12 protein-coding genes are annotated in these 16,764 nt (G+C 24.8%); 8 read left to right on the top strand and 4 right to left on the bottom strand.

What is annotated here, in order from left to right; genetic code table 11:
- Positions 1 to 60 precede the first annotated feature (60 nt).
- The 3 genes from purL to TGUWTKB_RS01535 form a co-directional block, all read right to left on the bottom strand.
- Entirely contained in the window at positions 61 to 3,963 is a 3,903-nt protein-coding gene (gene purL, locus TGUWTKB_RS01545) for a phosphoribosylformylglycinamidine synthase (RefSeq protein ID WP_041062875.1), read from the bottom strand.
- A gap of 155 nt (positions 3,964 to 4,118) precedes the next feature.
- Positions 4,119 to 4,562, bottom strand: a complete 444-nt coding sequence (gene tadA / locus TGUWTKB_RS01540) for a tRNA adenosine(34) deaminase TadA (RefSeq protein WP_041062872.1) — start codon at positions 4,560 to 4,562, stop codon at positions 4,119 to 4,121.
- Positions 4,563 to 4,575: 13 nt separating this feature from the next.
- A complete protein-coding gene (locus TGUWTKB_RS01535; RefSeq protein ID WP_041062869.1) occupies positions 4,576 to 5,226 on the bottom strand; it encodes a haloacid dehalogenase-like hydrolase in 651 nt (216 codons plus the stop codon).
- 461 nt (positions 5,227 to 5,687) lie between these two features.
- On the opposite strand from TGUWTKB_RS01535, the gene TGUWTKB_RS01525 reads away from it, so the two are divergent.
- The 3 genes from TGUWTKB_RS01525 to queE are packed head-to-tail and all read left to right on the top strand — an operon-like array spanning position 5,688 to position 9,383.
- Complete coding sequence (locus tag TGUWTKB_RS01525; RefSeq protein ID WP_041062866.1) at positions 5,688 to 7,328, top strand: CTP synthase; 1,641 nt, start codon at positions 5,688 to 5,690, stop codon at positions 7,326 to 7,328.
- Positions 7,329 to 7,367: 39 nt separating this feature from the next.
- Positions 7,368 to 8,669 (top strand): phosphopyruvate hydratase, encoded by a 1,302-nt coding sequence (eno, locus tag TGUWTKB_RS01520; RefSeq protein ID WP_041062863.1) that lies wholly within the window; start codon positions 7,368 to 7,370, stop codon positions 8,667 to 8,669.
- Between the two features lie 48 nt (positions 8,670 to 8,717).
- Positions 8,718 to 9,383: a 7-carboxy-7-deazaguanine synthase QueE gene (queE, locus tag TGUWTKB_RS01515; RefSeq protein ID WP_041062860.1), complete on the top strand. Its 666-nt coding sequence runs from the start codon at positions 8,718 to 8,720 to the stop codon at positions 9,381 to 9,383.
- 48 nt (positions 9,384 to 9,431) lie between these two features.
- On the opposite strand, the gene queD is transcribed toward queE, so the two are convergent.
- Positions 9,432 to 9,785, bottom strand: coding sequence for a 6-carboxytetrahydropterin synthase QueD (gene queD, locus TGUWTKB_RS01510; RefSeq protein ID WP_041062857.1), 354 nt, complete (start codon positions 9,783 to 9,785; stop codon positions 9,432 to 9,434).
- 112 nt (positions 9,786 to 9,897) lie between these two features.
- Here queD and TGUWTKB_RS01505 point away from each other — a divergent pair, with 112 nt between their 5' ends.
- The 5 genes from TGUWTKB_RS01505 to cysD all read left to right on the top strand — a co-directional run bounded on the left by TGUWTKB_RS01505 (position 9,898) and on the right by cysD (position 16,762).
- Positions 9,898 to 11,718: an assimilatory sulfite reductase (NADPH) flavoprotein subunit gene (locus tag TGUWTKB_RS01505; protein ID WP_052459545.1), complete on the top strand. Its 1,821-nt coding sequence runs from the start codon at positions 9,898 to 9,900 to the stop codon at positions 11,716 to 11,718.
- On the top strand, positions 11,718 to 13,424 hold the full coding sequence (gene cysI / locus TGUWTKB_RS01500) for an assimilatory sulfite reductase (NADPH) hemoprotein subunit (RefSeq protein ID WP_041062854.1): 1,707 nt from the start codon (positions 11,718 to 11,720) through the stop codon (positions 13,422 to 13,424). Before TGUWTKB_RS01505 ends, cysI begins: the two co-directional genes overlap by 1 nt.
- A gap of 4 nt (positions 13,425 to 13,428) precedes the next feature.
- Positions 13,429 to 14,163, top strand: a complete 735-nt coding sequence (locus TGUWTKB_RS01495; RefSeq protein ID WP_041063569.1) for a phosphoadenylyl-sulfate reductase — start codon at positions 13,429 to 13,431, stop codon at positions 14,161 to 14,163.
- A gap of 76 nt (positions 14,164 to 14,239) precedes the next feature.
- Positions 14,240 to 15,649, top strand: coding sequence for a siroheme synthase family protein (locus TGUWTKB_RS01490; protein ID WP_052459544.1), 1,410 nt, complete (start codon positions 14,240 to 14,242; stop codon positions 15,647 to 15,649).
- Between the two features lie 207 nt (positions 15,650 to 15,856).
- Positions 15,857 to 16,762, top strand: a complete 906-nt coding sequence (cysD, locus tag TGUWTKB_RS01485) for a sulfate adenylyltransferase subunit CysD (RefSeq protein WP_041062851.1) — start codon at positions 15,857 to 15,859, stop codon at positions 16,760 to 16,762.
- The last annotated feature ends 2 nt before the right edge of the window (positions 16,763 to 16,764 follow it).

Genomic DNA, 16,764 nt, shown 5'->3' with positions numbered 1-16,764 from the left:
ATAATTACTTTCATTTAAATATCATCAAAAAATTATATAAAAATTTAATTTTTTATAAAATTAACATAATTGTTTACGTGAATTTCTAAAAAGACGCATCCAAGGACCATCTTCTCCCCACTCTTCAGGATACCAAGAGTTATTTATTGTTCTAAAAACACGCTCAGGATGAGGCATCATAATTGTCACTTGTCCATTTTTATTACTAATAGCAGTGATACCGTTTGAAGAACCATTTGGATTAAATGGATATTTTTCTGTAATTTTTCCATAGTTATCAATATAACGCAAAGCTATTAATCCACTTGACTCTAATGATAATAAATGTTCATGATTTTTAAATTTCACATATCCTTCGCTATGTGAAACAGGAATTGGAATATGTGAGTCAACCATGTCATTTAATATAAGCGATGGACTTTTCATAACTTTTACTAAAACAAAACGTGATTCAAAACGACCAGATTTATTTAAACAAAAATTTGGCCATAAACTACTGTCTGGTATTAAACTGGACAAATGTGAGAACATTTGACATCCATTGCATACACCTAAAGATAAAGTATCTTTACGATGAAAAAAATCTTTAAAATTTTTCTTTAAAATTTTATTTGATAAAATAGAATGCGCCCATCCCATTCCTGCTCCTAGTACATCACCATAAGAGAAACCACCACAAGCAACAATCATATGAAAATCTTCCAATTTAAAACGAGCAGATAATAAATCATTCATATGTACATCTATTGCTTCAAAACCTGCTCTATGAAAAGCTGCTGCCATTTCTATATGAGAATTAATACCTTGTTCACGTAATACTGCTAATTTTGGGCGTATACCGGTAAGAATAGCAGGTGCTGCAATATCTTCATTAACTTTAAAAGTTAGATATGCATGTAATCCAGGGTTTTTTTCATCTTTTTTATTATAAAATTCTTCATCTGCACATTTTTCGTTATCTCTTAATCTTTGTATTCTCCAAGATGTCTCTGCCCATAACATTCGTAGTATATTACATTTTTCTTTATAAATAGTTTGTTTATGAAAATTTATAGTAAAGTCATTATTTTTTGATGTTGCATAACCAATAACGTGTACACAATCTAATATATTATAGCGCGAAAAAATTTTTTTTATACTAGAAAGGTTCTCATAATTAATTTGAATGACAGCACCTAATTCTTCATTAAATAATATTTTATATAAATCTTTTCCTAACTCAGAAACGTCAATATTTAATCCACAATGACCAGCAAAAGCCATTTCTAATAAAGTTACAAATAAACCTCCATCAGATCGATCATGATATGCTAAAATTTTTTTTGTGGAGCATAAATACTGAATTGCACTAAAAAATTTAGCAAGATCTTGAACATTTCTAATATCAGCACTTTTATCACCAATTTTATTATACACTTGTGAAAAAGAAGTAGCTCCTAAAGCATTATGACCTCTTCCAAGATCAATTAATAATAATAAATTTTTATTATTTAATTGTAATTCAGGTGTAACAACATTACGAACATCTTCCACTCGTGCAAAAGCAGTAATAACAATTGATACAGGAGATATCATTTCATAAGATTCATTCTTAGTTTTCCAATATGTTGTCATTGACATAGAATCTTTACCAACAGGTATAGTGATTCCTAATTTTGGGCAGATATCTTCGCTAATTGATTTAATAGCTTCATAAAGTTTTTCATCTTCTCCATCGCGTCCAGATGCAATCATCCAATTAGCAGAACATTTAATACGATTAATTGATCCAATATGAACTGCAGCAATATTAGTAATTGCTTCTCCTAATGACATACGAGCAGCAGCACTTGCATTAATTAATGATATTGGAGAACGTTCTCCAATGGAAAAAGCTTCTCCATAATAACTATCAAAACTTGAGGTAGTAACTGCACAATTTGAAACAGGAATTTGCCATGGACCTATCATTTGATCACGAACAACCATTCCAGTCACTGTACGATCAGCTATTGTAATTAAAAAACTTTTTTCTGCAACAGAAGGTAAATATAATATACGTTTTATAGTTTCATTTAAAGTTATATTACTTAGAGATAATGGTGGATTTTTACTATTTAAACTTCTCACGTTATGTTTTTTTCTAGGAATTTTTTTTAAAAATTTATAAAGTGGTATATTAACTGGTAAATTATTGAATGTTTTATCAAAAATTACTAAATTTTTATTATTTGTAATTTCGCCAATAACAGCATAAGGAGCACGTTCTCTTTTACAAAAATTAAAAAAAATTTCAAGATTTTTAGAATCTATAGCTATTGCATAACGTTCTTGAGATTCATTACATAACAATTCTAAGGGATTCATACTATCTTCACTAGTAGGAATTTTACGTAAATCAATTAATCCGCCATATCCACTACTCATAATTAATTCTACTATAGCATTAGCTATACCTCCTGCTCCTATATCATGAATAAAAAGTATAGGATTCATCTTACCTAATTGCCAACATTTATCTATAACTTCTTGACAACGTCTTTCCATTTCTGGATCATCGCGCTGTACAGAAGAAAAATCTAAATCAGGATTAGAAATATAAGAATTTGATGAAGATGCTGTGCTACCTCCTAATCCAATCTTCATACTTGGGCCACCTAGTATTATTAATTTATCACCTACTCTTAAGTTCATTTTTTTTGAATTAGCATTAATAATACTTCCTATCCCTCCAGATAACATAATAGGTTTATGATATCCGTATATTTTTTTTAAAGATTTTTTGCTATTTTTGAAGGGTTCTTCATATGTTCTAAAATAACCATTAATAACTGGTCTGCCAAATTTATTATTATATGATGAACATCCTAAAGGCCCTTCAATCATAATATTTAAAGCACTAGCTATTTTTTTTGGTTGATTATATTTTTTTTCCCAAGGATGTATAAACTTTGGAATAAATAAATTTGAAACAGAAAATCCAGATAAACCAGCTTTAGGTTTAGCTCCTTTTCCTGTGGAAGATAAATCTCTAATTTCACCTCCAGCTCCTGTTGCTGATCCTTCCCATGGAGATATAGATGTAGGATGGTTATGTGTTTCTACTTTAATAGCTATATTTATTTTTTCTTGTTGATACTCATAAATTCCGTTTATATAATTAGATTGAAAAATACTGGTATCAGAACCTTCCATAATAGCAGAATTATCTATATAAGCAGAAATTATATGATTTGGAATCATTTTAAAAGTATTTTTGATCATACTAAATGGGGATTTATGTTTTTTAATCCCATTAATGATCCATTTAGCATTAAATATTTTATGCCGACAATGTTCAGAATTTATTTGAGCAAACATATAAAACTCAACATCAGTTGGATTACGTTTTAATTTATTAAAAACAGTAAAAAAATAATTAATCTCATCAATTGATAAATTTAATTGCATCGACAGATTTTTTATTTTTAATATATCAATTCCATTACTACAAATATCAATTTCTCTAAAAGAAGATGGATGCTGTTTTTTAAATAAATATTGAACTTTTTCAAAATCTTCAGTAATTGTTTCTGTCATACTATCATAAAGATGTTTAGCAATTGTTTTCCATTTTTTATCAGTTATTTCGTTATTTTTAACATAAAATAAAACACCTTTTTCTAAACGTTTAATAGAATCTATTTGACAATTCTTAACAATATCTGTAGCTTTTGATGACCATGAAGATATAGTACCAATTCTTGGAAGAACTAAAAATTTATGCTTAAAAAAACTTGTTTCTTTTTCATAAAAACTATCTATTTGTAAAATTTTTTTTAAACGTTTTTTTTCGTTTGTATTCAGCGATTTTTTTAAATCTAAAAAATACAAGTACTTAGCATAAATATTTTTTACTGAAATATTAGTTATTTTAATGCGATTCAGTATTTTTTTTATGAAAAAATGAGATAAAACTGGCAAACCATGTAGAATTTCTATCATAAAAATCTCGTATTATTTTAATTATAAAAAAGATTATTTTTTTACATTATCTATTGTTTAATAATTAACGTTATTTTATATAATTATTTAAAATTTTATCATAAATATCTGCATGTTGAATTTTAAAAAAAAATAATTTATTTATAGTATATAAACTACTTTTTTCGACGATCTTGAAAAAAATTTTTTAATAAATCTGAGCAATCTTTTTCTAAAACACCAGAAAAAACTTTTATATGATGATTTAATTTAGGATATAATAAAATTTTTGTTGCATTAATTTGTTTATTATGCGCACCATAAATTAATTTAGAAATACGACTGTGTAAAATCGCTCCAACACACATTATGCAAGGTTCTAATGTTACATAAAGTGTTGTATGTAATAATCGATAATTATTTAATTTTTTAGATGCTTTTTGTAAAGTTAATATTTCTGCATGGGCAGTGGGATCGTTTTTTTTTATAGTTTGATTCCATCCTTGTCCAATAATTATATTATCTTTAATTAAAATAGCTCCTATAGGAATTTCATTTTTTTTGTGTGCTTTTTTAGCATTGAAAATAGCAAAACGCATCCAATATTCATCATCTTTCATTTTTTAATAGACGTTAATAATTTTTTTTGATATTACCATTACGTGTAACTTTCCATTTATATTTACAATAAAACAATAAAGGTTTATCATTTTTGCTATCGCTGTAACCACTATAAAGACTTAATGGTTTTCCTATTTTTTTTTCTAATTGTGAAACTTTTTCTAAACCAATACAACGTGATGTTAATATATAACCAAAAAAAAATGGCTCTATTTTGCTACCTATTAAATTTATTTTATTAAAAAATTTCGCATCATAATATACTTTTTTTATTAAAGATTCTGGTGATCCACTAATAATCCAAACTGCAGTGTTTTTTTTATTAAGATATTGAATAAGTCTATTATGTACTAGTGGAAAAGGTTTAATTCTTTTACGAAACCAATATGAAAAATTTTGTTCAAATTTTAATAAACGTTTTTTACTACACCCAAAAGTTATAGCCCATAATAATAAGCTTATTGGTTGACGTGCTGTTTTTTTTGAAAACAATAACGTAAGAATAATAATCGGTGATATTATAAAAACTAATAATATACTCCAAAATCTATATATTAATAAATAGAAAATAAATAGTCTAAACATATCTTGCTTATGTAAAGTTCCATCAAGATCAAAAAAAATTAATTTTTTTTTCAGTATATACTCCTTTGAAAAAAACATTGTATTGTATAATAAAATAATATCTATTTTCTAAAAAATAATCAATAATCATTTTTTATAAATTTTCTAAAAAATAAAAAATTTATTTGAAATTAGTATCCCCTTAGTTAAAAAGGATATAATAAACCCCTCCTAAGGGTTAGTTATGGGTTCAAATCCCATAGGGGATGATTTTTATTATAAAAAAATTAATATAAAACCACTTTGAATATAGCGGCAATTATTTTTATAATAAAATAACTGTTAATATATAATAATTATAAACATTTTACACATACAAATATTCATATTGTAAAAGATTGTATTTTTTCTTAAAATTTTTATAAAAAATATATATATTCTTTTAATAATTAGTACAATATTTTATAGTAAAATTTTTAAAATTTATTAAAAAAAGCTATTTTAAAATTATAAAATAATAATTTTTTATTATAAGGATAATGAAGCTTTTTAGGTTAAATATGATAAAAAAATATATTTTTATAACAGGAGGAGTTGTCTCTTCTTTAGGAAAAGGTATTACTACTGCTTCATTAGCTTCTCTTTTAGAAGCACGTAATTTAAATGTTACTGTCATGAAGTTAGATCCTTACATTAATATTGATCCAGGAACTATGAGTCCAACAGAACACGGTGAAGTTTTCGTAACAGAAGATGGTGCAGAAACTGATATGGATCTTGGTCATTATGAACGTTTTATAAGAACCAAAATGTCTCGTAATAATAATGTTACAACTGGATCTATTTACTCTGAAGTAATTTCAAAAGAACGACGTGGTGATTTTTTAGGTGCAACTGTCCAAGTAATTCCTCATATTACTAATGCTATTAAAAATCATATTATTAAATGTGGAAAAAATTTTTTAATTACTTTAGTTGAAATAGGTGGAACGGTCGGAGATATCGAATCTTTACCTTTTCTTGAAGCAATTAGACAGATGGCTGTAGATATCGGTCGACAACATGTTTTATATATACATCTCACTTTAGTTCCATATCTTTTAACATCAAAAGAATTAAAGACAAAACCAACACAACATTCTGTAAAGGAACTACTTTCTATTGGTATACAACCTGATATTTTAATTTGTCGTTCACATTATGTAATGAATACTTATGATCAAGCTAAAATTTCATTATTTTGTAACGTACCAGAGAAAGCTGTTATATCTTTAAATGATGTTAATTCTATTTATGAAATTCCAAAAATTTTAAATAATCAAGGATTAGATGATTACATTTGCAAATATTTTAATTTATCTGTGCCATTAGCTAATTTAAATGAATGGGAAAAAGTTATTAGTTCTCTAAATAATTTAAAAGGTACAATCAATATTGGTATAGTCGGTAAATATGTAGTTTTACCTGATGCTTATAAATCTATTGTTGAAGCATTAAAACATGGAAGTCTAAAAAATAATATCAAAGTTAACATAGTATTCATTGATTCACAAGATTTAGAAAAAAATGGTATAGATTTATTACAAAAAATAGATGGTATTTTAGTTCCAGGAGGTTTTGGTTATAGGGGAGTGTGTGGAAAATTAATCGCTATTAAATATGCAAGAGAAAAAAGAATTCCTTTTTTTGGAATTTGTTTAGGTATGCAACTAGCAATTATAGAATATTTTCAAAATGTTTTAAGGATAAAACATGCTCATTCCACTGAGTTTTTTCCAAATTGTATATATCCAATAATAGCATTAATTGATGAATGGCAAAATTTTCCTAAAAAAAAGATCATCAAAAAGCAAGATTGTAATTTAGGTGGAACTATGCGCCTAGGAAATCAAAAATGTTATTTAACGCGCAATAGTTTGTCATATAAAATATATCATAAAGATTTTATTTTTGAACGTCATCGTCATAGATATGAAGTTAATTCTCATTTATTAAGAAAAAATAATTTATTACAGTTAATTATTGCTGGATATTCTGTTGAAAATCAATTAATTGAAATTATAGAATTAAAAAATCATCCATGGTTTATTGGATGTCAATTTCATCCTGAGTTTAGTTCTACACCACGTGATGGACATCCTTTATTTTCTTCTTTTATTAAAGCAGCTTATAAATATCAAATTAGTTCAAAAATATTGTAATACACTTAAAATATATCAAAAACTTTAATGGAAAATTTTATGTCTAAAGTTAAAAAAGTCATTGGTCGTGAAATAATTGATTCTAGAGGGTACCCTACTGTAGAAGCAGAAGTGCATCTATACAACGGATTATTTAGTTTAGCATCTGTACCATCTGGGGCATCTACTGGATCTCGTGAAGCATTAGAATTAAGAGATAATAATAAAAATAGATTCTTAGGAAAAGGAGTGATAAAAGCTGTTAAAAATATTAATCAACTAATTTCCCCAATGCTGCAAGGGAAGGATGTAACAAATCAAGAAGATATTGATAAATCTATGATTTATTTAGACGATAAAAAAGATAAATCTTATCTCGGTGCTAATGCAATTCTTGCTGTTTCTTTAGCTGCTGCAAAAGTTGCTGCCTTACATAAAAAAATGCCACTATATCAGCATATTTCTGAAATAAATGGAAATTTTAATGATTTTTCTATGCCTTTACCGATGGTTAATATTTTAAACGGGGGATTACATGCTAATAATAATATAGATTTTCAAGAATTTATGATTCAACCAGTAGGCGCTAAAACTTTTAAAGAATCTGTTCGCATAAGTGCAGAAATTTTTCATCAATTAGGGATTATTTTAAAAAATAAAAAAATGAATGTGAGTGTTGGAGATGAAGGTGGATATTCTCCGAATTTAAATTCTAATACTGATGCATTGCAATTGTTACAAGATGCAGTGAATAAAACTCCCTATAAATTAGGAACAGATGTTTTATTTGCAATAGATTGTGCAGCATCAGAATTTTATTTAAATGGAAAGTATATTTTAAATAATGAAACAAAAAAAACTTTTGATTCTAAAGCTCTTACAAACTTTTTAAAATCATTAACTGAACTATATCCGATTTCTTCTATTGAAGATGGTTTAGATGAATCCGATTGGGAAGGATTCATTTATCAAACTAAAATTTTAGGTAATACTATACAAATAGTAGGTGATGATTTATTTGTAACAAATATTGAATTTTTAAAAAAAGGTATTGAAAAAAAAGTTGCCAATTCAATTTTAATAAAACTCAACCAAATTGGTTCATTAACTGAAACTTTAGAAACCATTCGTTTAGCTAAAGATTTCGGATATTCTACAATTATTTCTCATCGATCAGGAGAAACAGAAGATACTTTTATTGCCGATCTAGCAGTAGGAACAAAATCTGGTCAAATAAAATGTGGATCTATGAGTCGTTCAGAACGTATTGCTAAATATAATCAATTAATCAGAATCGAAGAACAATTAGGAAATAAAGTTTTTTTTCATGGCATAAAAGAATTAAAAAAATTTAAGAAATAAAATAATCTACTATATTAATTATTAACTTTATTATGTATTTATAAATATATGAATTATCCAATAAATGAAGTATTTCAAACCCTTCAAGGAGAAGGGTTTTATACAGGTACACCTGCTATTTTCATTCGTATGCAATATTGTCAAATTAAATGTAATTGGTGTGATACCAAATATACATGGAACAAAAAAAATGAAAAAAAAATATCCATTAATAATATTTTAAAAAAAAAAAAGAAGGATCAATGGTGTTTAGCAAATCCTCAACAGTTATTAAATATAATTTTAAAAAAAAAATGGACTGCTCGTCACTTAGTAATTACTGGAGGTGAACCAACTAAATATGATCTTCGTCCATTAATATATGTCTTTGAAAAATTTGGTTTTTTCTGTCAAATAGAAACTAGTGGTGCATATCCAATTTATTGTTTTAAAAATACTTGGGTAACAGTTTCACCAAAAAAAAACATCAAAAAAAAATCCATTCTAACTGATTCTTTATTGCGTGCTAACGAAATTAAATATCCTGTTTTTTCTGAAAAAGATATAAGCGATCTTGATTTTTTACTTTCTATTTTAAAAAATAGAAAAAAGTACATTGTATCATTACAACCTATAAATCAAAATAATATCGCAACAAATATTTGTATTAAAACTTGTATTGCTCGAAATTGGCGATTATCAGTTCAAATGCATAAATATTTAAATCTAAAATAGTACTAATTAATATAAAAAAATTATATAGCAATCATTAAAATTATGTTTTTATTTTTTATAAATACATCCTGATGTGCACGTTTCTTTTATTGTAACAGACAATAATTCTGGCAGATGAGGTTTTATTTTATTCCAAATCCATTTTGCTAATATTTCACTAGTAGGATTTTCTAATCCAGGTATTTCATTTAAAAAACGATGATCAAGCTGATTATGTACGGATTTAAAAATATTTTTTATTTTCTTAAAATCCATAACCCAACCTGTTTTTTTCTGTGTTTCTCCAAATATTTCTAACCGCACTTTAAAAGAATGACCGTGTAAACGACTACATTTATGTTCTTTCGAAACATAAGGTAATTGATGTGCTGCTTCAAATTGAAAATCTTTAAAAATTATCATTGATTTATTTAATAATATTTTTATGCTACAAAATTAAAATTAGTATAGCTTTTAAAAAATATATTACATTATTTTAATATTTATTAAACTGATATTTTATAGGTTAAAAAAAATGGAAATTGATTTTATAAAATTAAAACAAATATTTGATTTTTTAAAAAATGATCAAATTGATCAATTAAAAGAAATAATAAAAGAACTATCTACTGTTCAAATTGCCTGGATATCTGGCTATTTATATTCCATTGCAGAAAAACAAAAAAATACTTGTAATACAAAAAAATTTATAAATAATGATGAACCTGTAAAAGTTACATTAATTTCTGCTTCTCAAACAGGAAATGCTAGAAGTATTGCTAAAGATATATATAAAAAATTTTTAAAAGAAAATATTAACGTTCAATTATTTAATTCAAATGAATATAATTTTAAAAAAATTGATAAAGAAAAAATTTTATTGATAATAATATCAACATATGGAGAAGGTGAGCCACCAGAAGAAGCAATATCTTTTTATAATTTTTTAATGTCAAAAAACGCTCCAACAATAAAAAACTGCTTTTTTTCTATATTTGGTTTAGGTGATACTTCGTATCAATTTTTTAATCAAGCAGGGAAAGATTTAGATAAACGTTTAGAAGAACTTAAAGGAAAAAGAATTATTGATCGTGTTGATGCAGATATAGAATATTTAAATTTATTTGAAAATTGGAGCTCTAAAATAATTAGTTTCATTAAAAAAAAAATGTCAGAAATATTGCTTCATAATAAAAAAAAATATTTAAAAAACTCTTACATAATAAAGAAAGAAGAAAAAAAATTTTCAAAAGATAATCCTTTTAATGCAAAATTAATTATGAATAAAAAGATAACTGGTCGATATTCAAAGAAAGATGTACGTCATCTAGAAATATCTTTAGGTGATTCTACTTTAAAATATTCACCAGGAGATTCTTTAGGAATTTGGTATAAAAACGATGAAAATTTGGTTTATGAATTTCTTGATATTTTTAATTTACAAGCAACTGATTTAATAAAATTTAATGAAAAAAATTTAACCATATTTAAAATATTAAAAAATTACTGTGAAATTACTGTTAATACCATTAATATTGTAAAAAAATATGCAAGTTTATCTAACAATATTTTTTTAAAAAATCTCTTGAAAAATGAAAAAAAGCTGCAAAGATATGTCAAAGATATAACTATTATTGATATGTTTAAAGAATTTCCAACATCTTTACAAAAAGAGCAATTAATTAGTATATTTCGTCCTATTACGCCTCGTTTTTATTCTATTTCTTCTTCCCAAAAAGAGTTTGAAAATGAAATACATATTACTGTTAATGTATTAAGTTATAAAATTAAAAATAAAATACGTATGGGAGGAGCATCTAGTTATTTAGCATATCGTTTAAAAACAAATAAAAATTTACGTATTTTTATAGAAAAAAATAATAATTTTCGTTTACCATCTGACGCAAAAATTCCAGTTATTATGATTGCTGCTGGTACTGGTATAGCTCCTTTTCGTGCTTTTATGCAAGAAAGAAATCAAAGTAATGAAAAGATTACTAAAAATTGGTTATTTTTTGGCAACCAAACATTTTCTGAGGATTTCCTTTATCAAACAGAGTGGCAATATTTTTTTAGAAAAAAAACATTAACTTATATTGATCTTGCTTGGTCCAGAGATGATAAAAAAAAAATATATGTACAAGATAAACTTTATCAAAAAAAAGAAAAAATATGGTCTTGGATTCTAAAAGGAGCACATCTATATGTATGTGGTAATGCAAAATTTATGGCAAAAGAAGTGAATAATACATTGTTAAAAATATTTATGGAATCTGGAAAAATGAACAGCGAACAATCTCATATTTTTTTAAATAAACTTAGAATGAACAATCGTTATCAACGAGATATTTATTAATGATTAACAATATTCAAGATTTAATTATTAAAGGTAAACCTTCTGAAGAAGAAAATATTAAAGAACAAAGTAACTATTTACGAGGAACTATAGTTAATGATATAAAAAATAAACTAACAGGTTCTTTTGATGAAAAGAACTCTTTTTTAATTCGTTTTCATGGCATGTATCAACAAGACAACAGAGATATTAGAAAAGAACGAAATATACAACTGTTAGAACCAAATTATTCAATGATGTTAAGAGTTCGTATTCCTGGTGGTAGAATTACTCCGAAACAATGGTTAGCTATTGATGAATTTTGTGATGAATATACTTTATATAAAAATATACGTATAACAGATCGTCAAACTTTACAAATTCATGGTATTTTAAAAAAAAATGTAAAATTAATACACAAAATACTTCATAAAGTAGAACTTGATTCTTTTGCAACAGCTAATGATGGTAATCGTAATGTTATTTGTTCTACAAATCCTAATATAAAATCAGATTTACAGGAAATTATTTATCTTTTTTCAAAAAAGATTTCTGATTATTTATTACCAAAAACTAATGCTTATTCTGAAATTTGGTTAGATAAAAAAATTAATACAGAAGATCATGAACCTATTCTTGGAAAAACATATTTACCTAGAAAATTTAAAATCAGTATTGTGGTTCCACCTTACAATGATGTTGACTTACATGCTAATGATCTAAATTTTATTGCTATAGTAAAAGATAATCAATTAATTGGTTTTAATTTATTAATAGGTGGAGGACTTTCTATTGAACATAATAATAAATTAACTTATGCGAGATTAGCAAGTGAAATAGGTTATTTTCATGTTGATAAATTATTTGAGGTTACAAAAGCTGTTGTTACAATACAAAGAGATTTTGGTAATCGTGTTAATCGCAAGAACGCTAAAACAAAATATACAATAGATCGTCTTGGAATCAATTTTTTTAAAAAAGAAATTGAAAAAAGAGCTTTATTAAAGTTCGAAAAAATAAAAAGTTATCAACTTTCAATGCGATATGATGATATTGGATGGGTAAAAAACGACAAAAAAGAGTGGTATTTTACTTTGTTTGTCGAAAATGGACGAATTATGAATAAAAATAACTATGAATTAAAAAACGGAATTAAAGAAATTGCAAAAATTCATAAAAGTTTTTTTTATTTAACAACAAATCAAAATTTAATCTTTGCTAAAATTGATAACAATGAAAAAAGTAAAATTAATGAGATTTTAAATTATTATTCCTTAACAAAAGAAATTAGTGCTCAAAAAAAGAATTCAATGGCATGTGTATCTTTTCCAACATGTCCATTAGCTATGAGTGAAGCAGAAAGATTTTTACCCAGTTTCATAAAAAAGATAGAAAAAATATTATATAAGTGTAATCTTGGAAATGATTATATCACTTTGCGTATTAGCGGTTGTCCTAATGGATGTGCTCGTGCTTTGCTTTCTGAAATAGGATTAATTGGAAAATCACTTAATTACTATAATCTTTATATAGGAGGAAATAGATTAGGAACTCGTATTCCTCGTCTTTATAAAGAGAACATAAATGAAAAAGAAATAATTAATATACTTGAAAAATTAATTATATTATGGTCAAAAAATCGTAATTTTAATGAAATTTTTGGTGATTTTGTTATTAGAACAAAAATTGTAAAACCTGTAATAAATTCTACATATGACTTTTGGTAAAAATATGCGCTTATTATGTTTAAATGAAATTAATACGTTATCGCAAAAAGAACATATAAAAATATTTATGAAAATTAATCATATTTTACAACCTTTTAGTGCAGAAAAACGTATTAATTGGGCATTAAATAATCTAGAAAAAAAATTTGTTATTACTTCTAGTTTTGGAATTCAATCAGCGGTTTTATTACATTTAATTATTAGTCAAAATCCCAAAATTCCAGTGATTTTTATTGATACAGGTTATCTTTTTAAAGAAACTTATCTATTTTTAGAAGAGCTAAAAGAAAAGTTAGATATTAATTTATATGTTTTTCGTTCTAATAAATCTCCTGCATGGCAGGAAGCATGTTATGGAAAATTATGGAAACAAGGAATAAAAGGCATAAAACTTTATAATAAAATTAATAAGATTGAACCTATGAATAAAGCTTTAAAAACTTTAAAAGTAAAAACTTGGTTTGCTGGATTACGTAGAACACAATCAAAAAGTCGAAAAAATTTATCTATATTATCTATTCAAAAAAAAATATTTAAATTTTTACCTATTATTGATTGGGATAATAAAAAAATATTTTCTTATATTAAGAAAAATAATTTAAAGTATCATCCCTTATGGGAAAAAGGTTACTGTTCAGTAGGTGATATACATACAAGTAAACCATTAGAAACAGGAATGAAAGAAGAAGAAACACGTTTTTTTGGTTTAAAAAGAGAATGTGGATTACATGAAGAATAGTTTTTTTATTACAATTTTTTGTGATACTCATTTATTTTTTATATATTTTTAATAAAAATACGTTGAATAATTTAATATGAAATATTTTCCTCTTTTTATTGCTTTAAAAAAATGCCCTATACTAGTAGTAGGAGGTGGTAAAATTGCTACTAGAAAAATAAAATTATTGTTAGATTTTGGCGCTCAAATACAAGTTGTCTCAAATACTTTATGTCAAGAATTAAAAGAACTCAATGAACAAAAAAAAATTTTTTGGATATCAAAAAATTTTCATAAATCACAGTTAAAAAAAGTTTTTTTAGTTATTGCAGCAACTAATAATAATATTTTAAACGAAACAGTTTTTAAAAATGCCAATGAATCTTATCGTTTAGTAAACGTTGTTGATGATAAAAAAAAATGTAGTATTATCTTTTCATCAATTATCGATCGATATCCTTTAATAATTGCAATTTCTTCAAACGGGATAGTACCAATTTTAACTCGTTTATTACGTGAAAAAATTGAATCTTTAATTTCGTTTAATATTGGAAAATTAATTACAATTATTCAAAAATGGAAAACAAGAATCAATCAAAAGTTTAAGAATATTTTTTATAGGCGTCGTTTTTTTGAAGAAATATTAAATGGAAATTTTTCTAGTTTAATAAAAAACGGTAATATAAAAGAAGCAGAAAATCTTCTTTCAAAGGAAATAAAAAATAAAAAAGTATATAAAGGAGCAGTTATTATATTAGAATCTACTCAAGGAAGTAAAAACTTATTAACACTACGTGGTTTACAAGCTTTACAAGAAGCAGACATAGTGTTATATGATTCAGTAATTGATAAAGAATTATTAAATTTAATAAGAAGAGATGCACAGATTATTAGTGTTAATTTTCATAAATTAGACTGTTTTTATTATAAAAAAAACATTGATGATAGATTAATAAAATTAGCACAACAGAATAAAAGAGTAGTAAGATTAATTTTTGGAAATTTCATTATTTCAATAGAAAACTTTTATTTAAATTTTAATCAACTAAAAAAATCAAATATATTTTTTGAATTTATCCCAGGTGTTTCTATCTTTAATAAATATATAACTTCTTCTTTATTACACATTGCTTTAACAAATCGTTATTTTAAAAACGATTTTCTTTTCATAAATAATGATCATAATAATTTTTATTTGTCATCTTATTTTAAAAACAAAACATTAATAATACCTAATGTTAATAAAAAAAATATATTTGTTATAATACATACACTAATATCTGTCGGATATAATTTTAAAAAAGAAAATTTTATTTTAATTAATTCTATCTCAATGAAACAAATAATTTTTCTTAAAAATTTAAAAAATTTAAAAAAAATATCAAGTTTTTTATCAAAACCTATATTTTTAATTGTAGGAAAGATTATTAATAATAAAAAAAACGTTCAATATCTTCAAAAAGTTTATAACCCCTCAATTAATTTTTCTCTAGTTCAATTAAATTAAACAACTTTATAAAATATTATATTTTTTACCAAAATTAGATACGAAAATTAGCTAAAAATTTTATATTTTTATTAAAATTTTCATATGTTAACTTCAAAAAAAAGGACAAATGATGAAAGTTTATATGAATATTATTTAACTATTGAAAGTACTTAAATCTAAAAGAAAATAATATAAATTATATTAAACAGGAAACATTTGCATTATATGTATTTAAAAAACAATCATTTGCAACAACTAGAATCAGAAAGCATTTATATTATACGTGAAGTAGCGGCAGAATTTAATAATCCAGTTATGTTGTATTCAATAGGAAAAGATTCTTCTGTAATGTTACATTTGGCAAAAAAAGCATTCTATCCTGGTGAATTACCTTTTCCTTTATTACATATTGATACAGGATGGAAATTTCAAGAAATGTATAAATTTAGAGATATTGTTGCAAAAGAGATGAAATTAGAATTGTTAATATATTGTAATAAAGAGGGATTAAAAATGAATATCAATCCATTTATACATGGAAGTTCACAATATACAAATTTAATGAAAACAGAAGGATTAAAACAAGCACTAAATAAATATTGTTTCGATGCCGCTTTTGGAGGAGCAAGACGTGATGAAGAAATATCACGTGCAAAAGAACGCATTTATTCATTTAGAGATCAATTTCATCGATGGGATCCAAAAAATCAACGTCCTGAATTGTGGAAAAATTATAATGGTCAAATTAATAAAGGTGAAAGTATTCGTGTTTTTCCATTATCTAATTGGACAGAATTAGATATTTGGCAATATATTTATTTAGAAAATATTAAAATTGTTTCATTGTATTTTTCTTTAATTAGGCCAGTAATAAAACGTAACAATTTACTAATTATGGTAGACGATAATCGTATCCATTTAAAAAAAGATGAAATAATAAAGAAAAAAAGAATAAGGTTTAGAACTTTGGGTTGTTGGCCTTTAACTGCAGCAATTCAATCAAAAGCAAAAAGTTTGTTAGATATTATTGAAGAAACATTAATAACTAAAAACAGCGAACGTCAAGGACGAGTTATTGATTACGATCAAAAAAATTCAATGGAATTTAAAAAACGTCAAGGATATTTTTAGCT

Source organism: Candidatus Tachikawaea gelatinosa (assembly GCF_000828815.1).
GTDB classification, from domain to species: domain Bacteria; phylum Pseudomonadota; class Gammaproteobacteria; order Enterobacterales; family Enterobacteriaceae; genus Tachikawaea; species Tachikawaea gelatinosa.
The sequence above is the reverse complement of the archived record's forward strand: the minus strand, read 5'-3'. Positions and strand labels throughout refer to the sequence as shown.

What these genes read in the sequence shown, in the direction of transcription:
- purL (WP_041062875.1), bottom strand. Translation starts at nt 3,963, where the DNA reads ATGATAGAAATTCTACATGGTTTGCCAGTTTTATCTCATTTTTTCATA.
- tadA (WP_041062872.1), bottom strand. Translation starts at nt 4,562, where the DNA reads ATGAAAGATGATGAATATTGGATGCGTTTTGCTATTTTCAATGCTAAA.
- TGUWTKB_RS01535 (WP_041062869.1), bottom strand. Translation starts at nt 5,226, where the DNA reads ATGTTTTTTTCAAAGGAGTATATACTGAAAAAAAAATTAATTTTTTTT.
- TGUWTKB_RS01525 (WP_041062866.1), top strand. Translation starts at nt 5,688, where the DNA reads ATGATAAAAAAATATATTTTTATAACAGGAGGAGTTGTCTCTTCTTTA.
- eno (WP_041062863.1), top strand. Translation starts at nt 7,368, where the DNA reads ATGTCTAAAGTTAAAAAAGTCATTGGTCGTGAAATAATTGATTCTAGA.
- queE (WP_041062860.1), top strand. Translation starts at nt 8,718, where the DNA reads ATGAATTATCCAATAAATGAAGTATTTCAAACCCTTCAAGGAGAAGGG.
- queD (WP_041062857.1), bottom strand. Translation starts at nt 9,785, where the DNA reads ATGATAATTTTTAAAGATTTTCAATTTGAAGCAGCACATCAATTACCT.
- TGUWTKB_RS01505 (WP_052459545.1), top strand. Translation starts at nt 9,898, where the DNA reads ATGGAAATTGATTTTATAAAATTAAAACAAATATTTGATTTTTTAAAA.
- cysI (WP_041062854.1), top strand. Translation starts at nt 11,718, where the DNA reads ATGATTAACAATATTCAAGATTTAATTATTAAAGGTAAACCTTCTGAA.
- TGUWTKB_RS01495 (WP_041063569.1), top strand. Translation starts at nt 13,429, where the DNA reads ATGCGCTTATTATGTTTAAATGAAATTAATACGTTATCGCAAAAAGAA.
- TGUWTKB_RS01490 (WP_052459544.1), top strand. Translation starts at nt 14,240, where the DNA reads ATGAAATATTTTCCTCTTTTTATTGCTTTAAAAAAATGCCCTATACTA.
- cysD (WP_041062851.1), top strand. Translation starts at nt 15,857, where the DNA reads ATGTATTTAAAAAACAATCATTTGCAACAACTAGAATCAGAAAGCATT.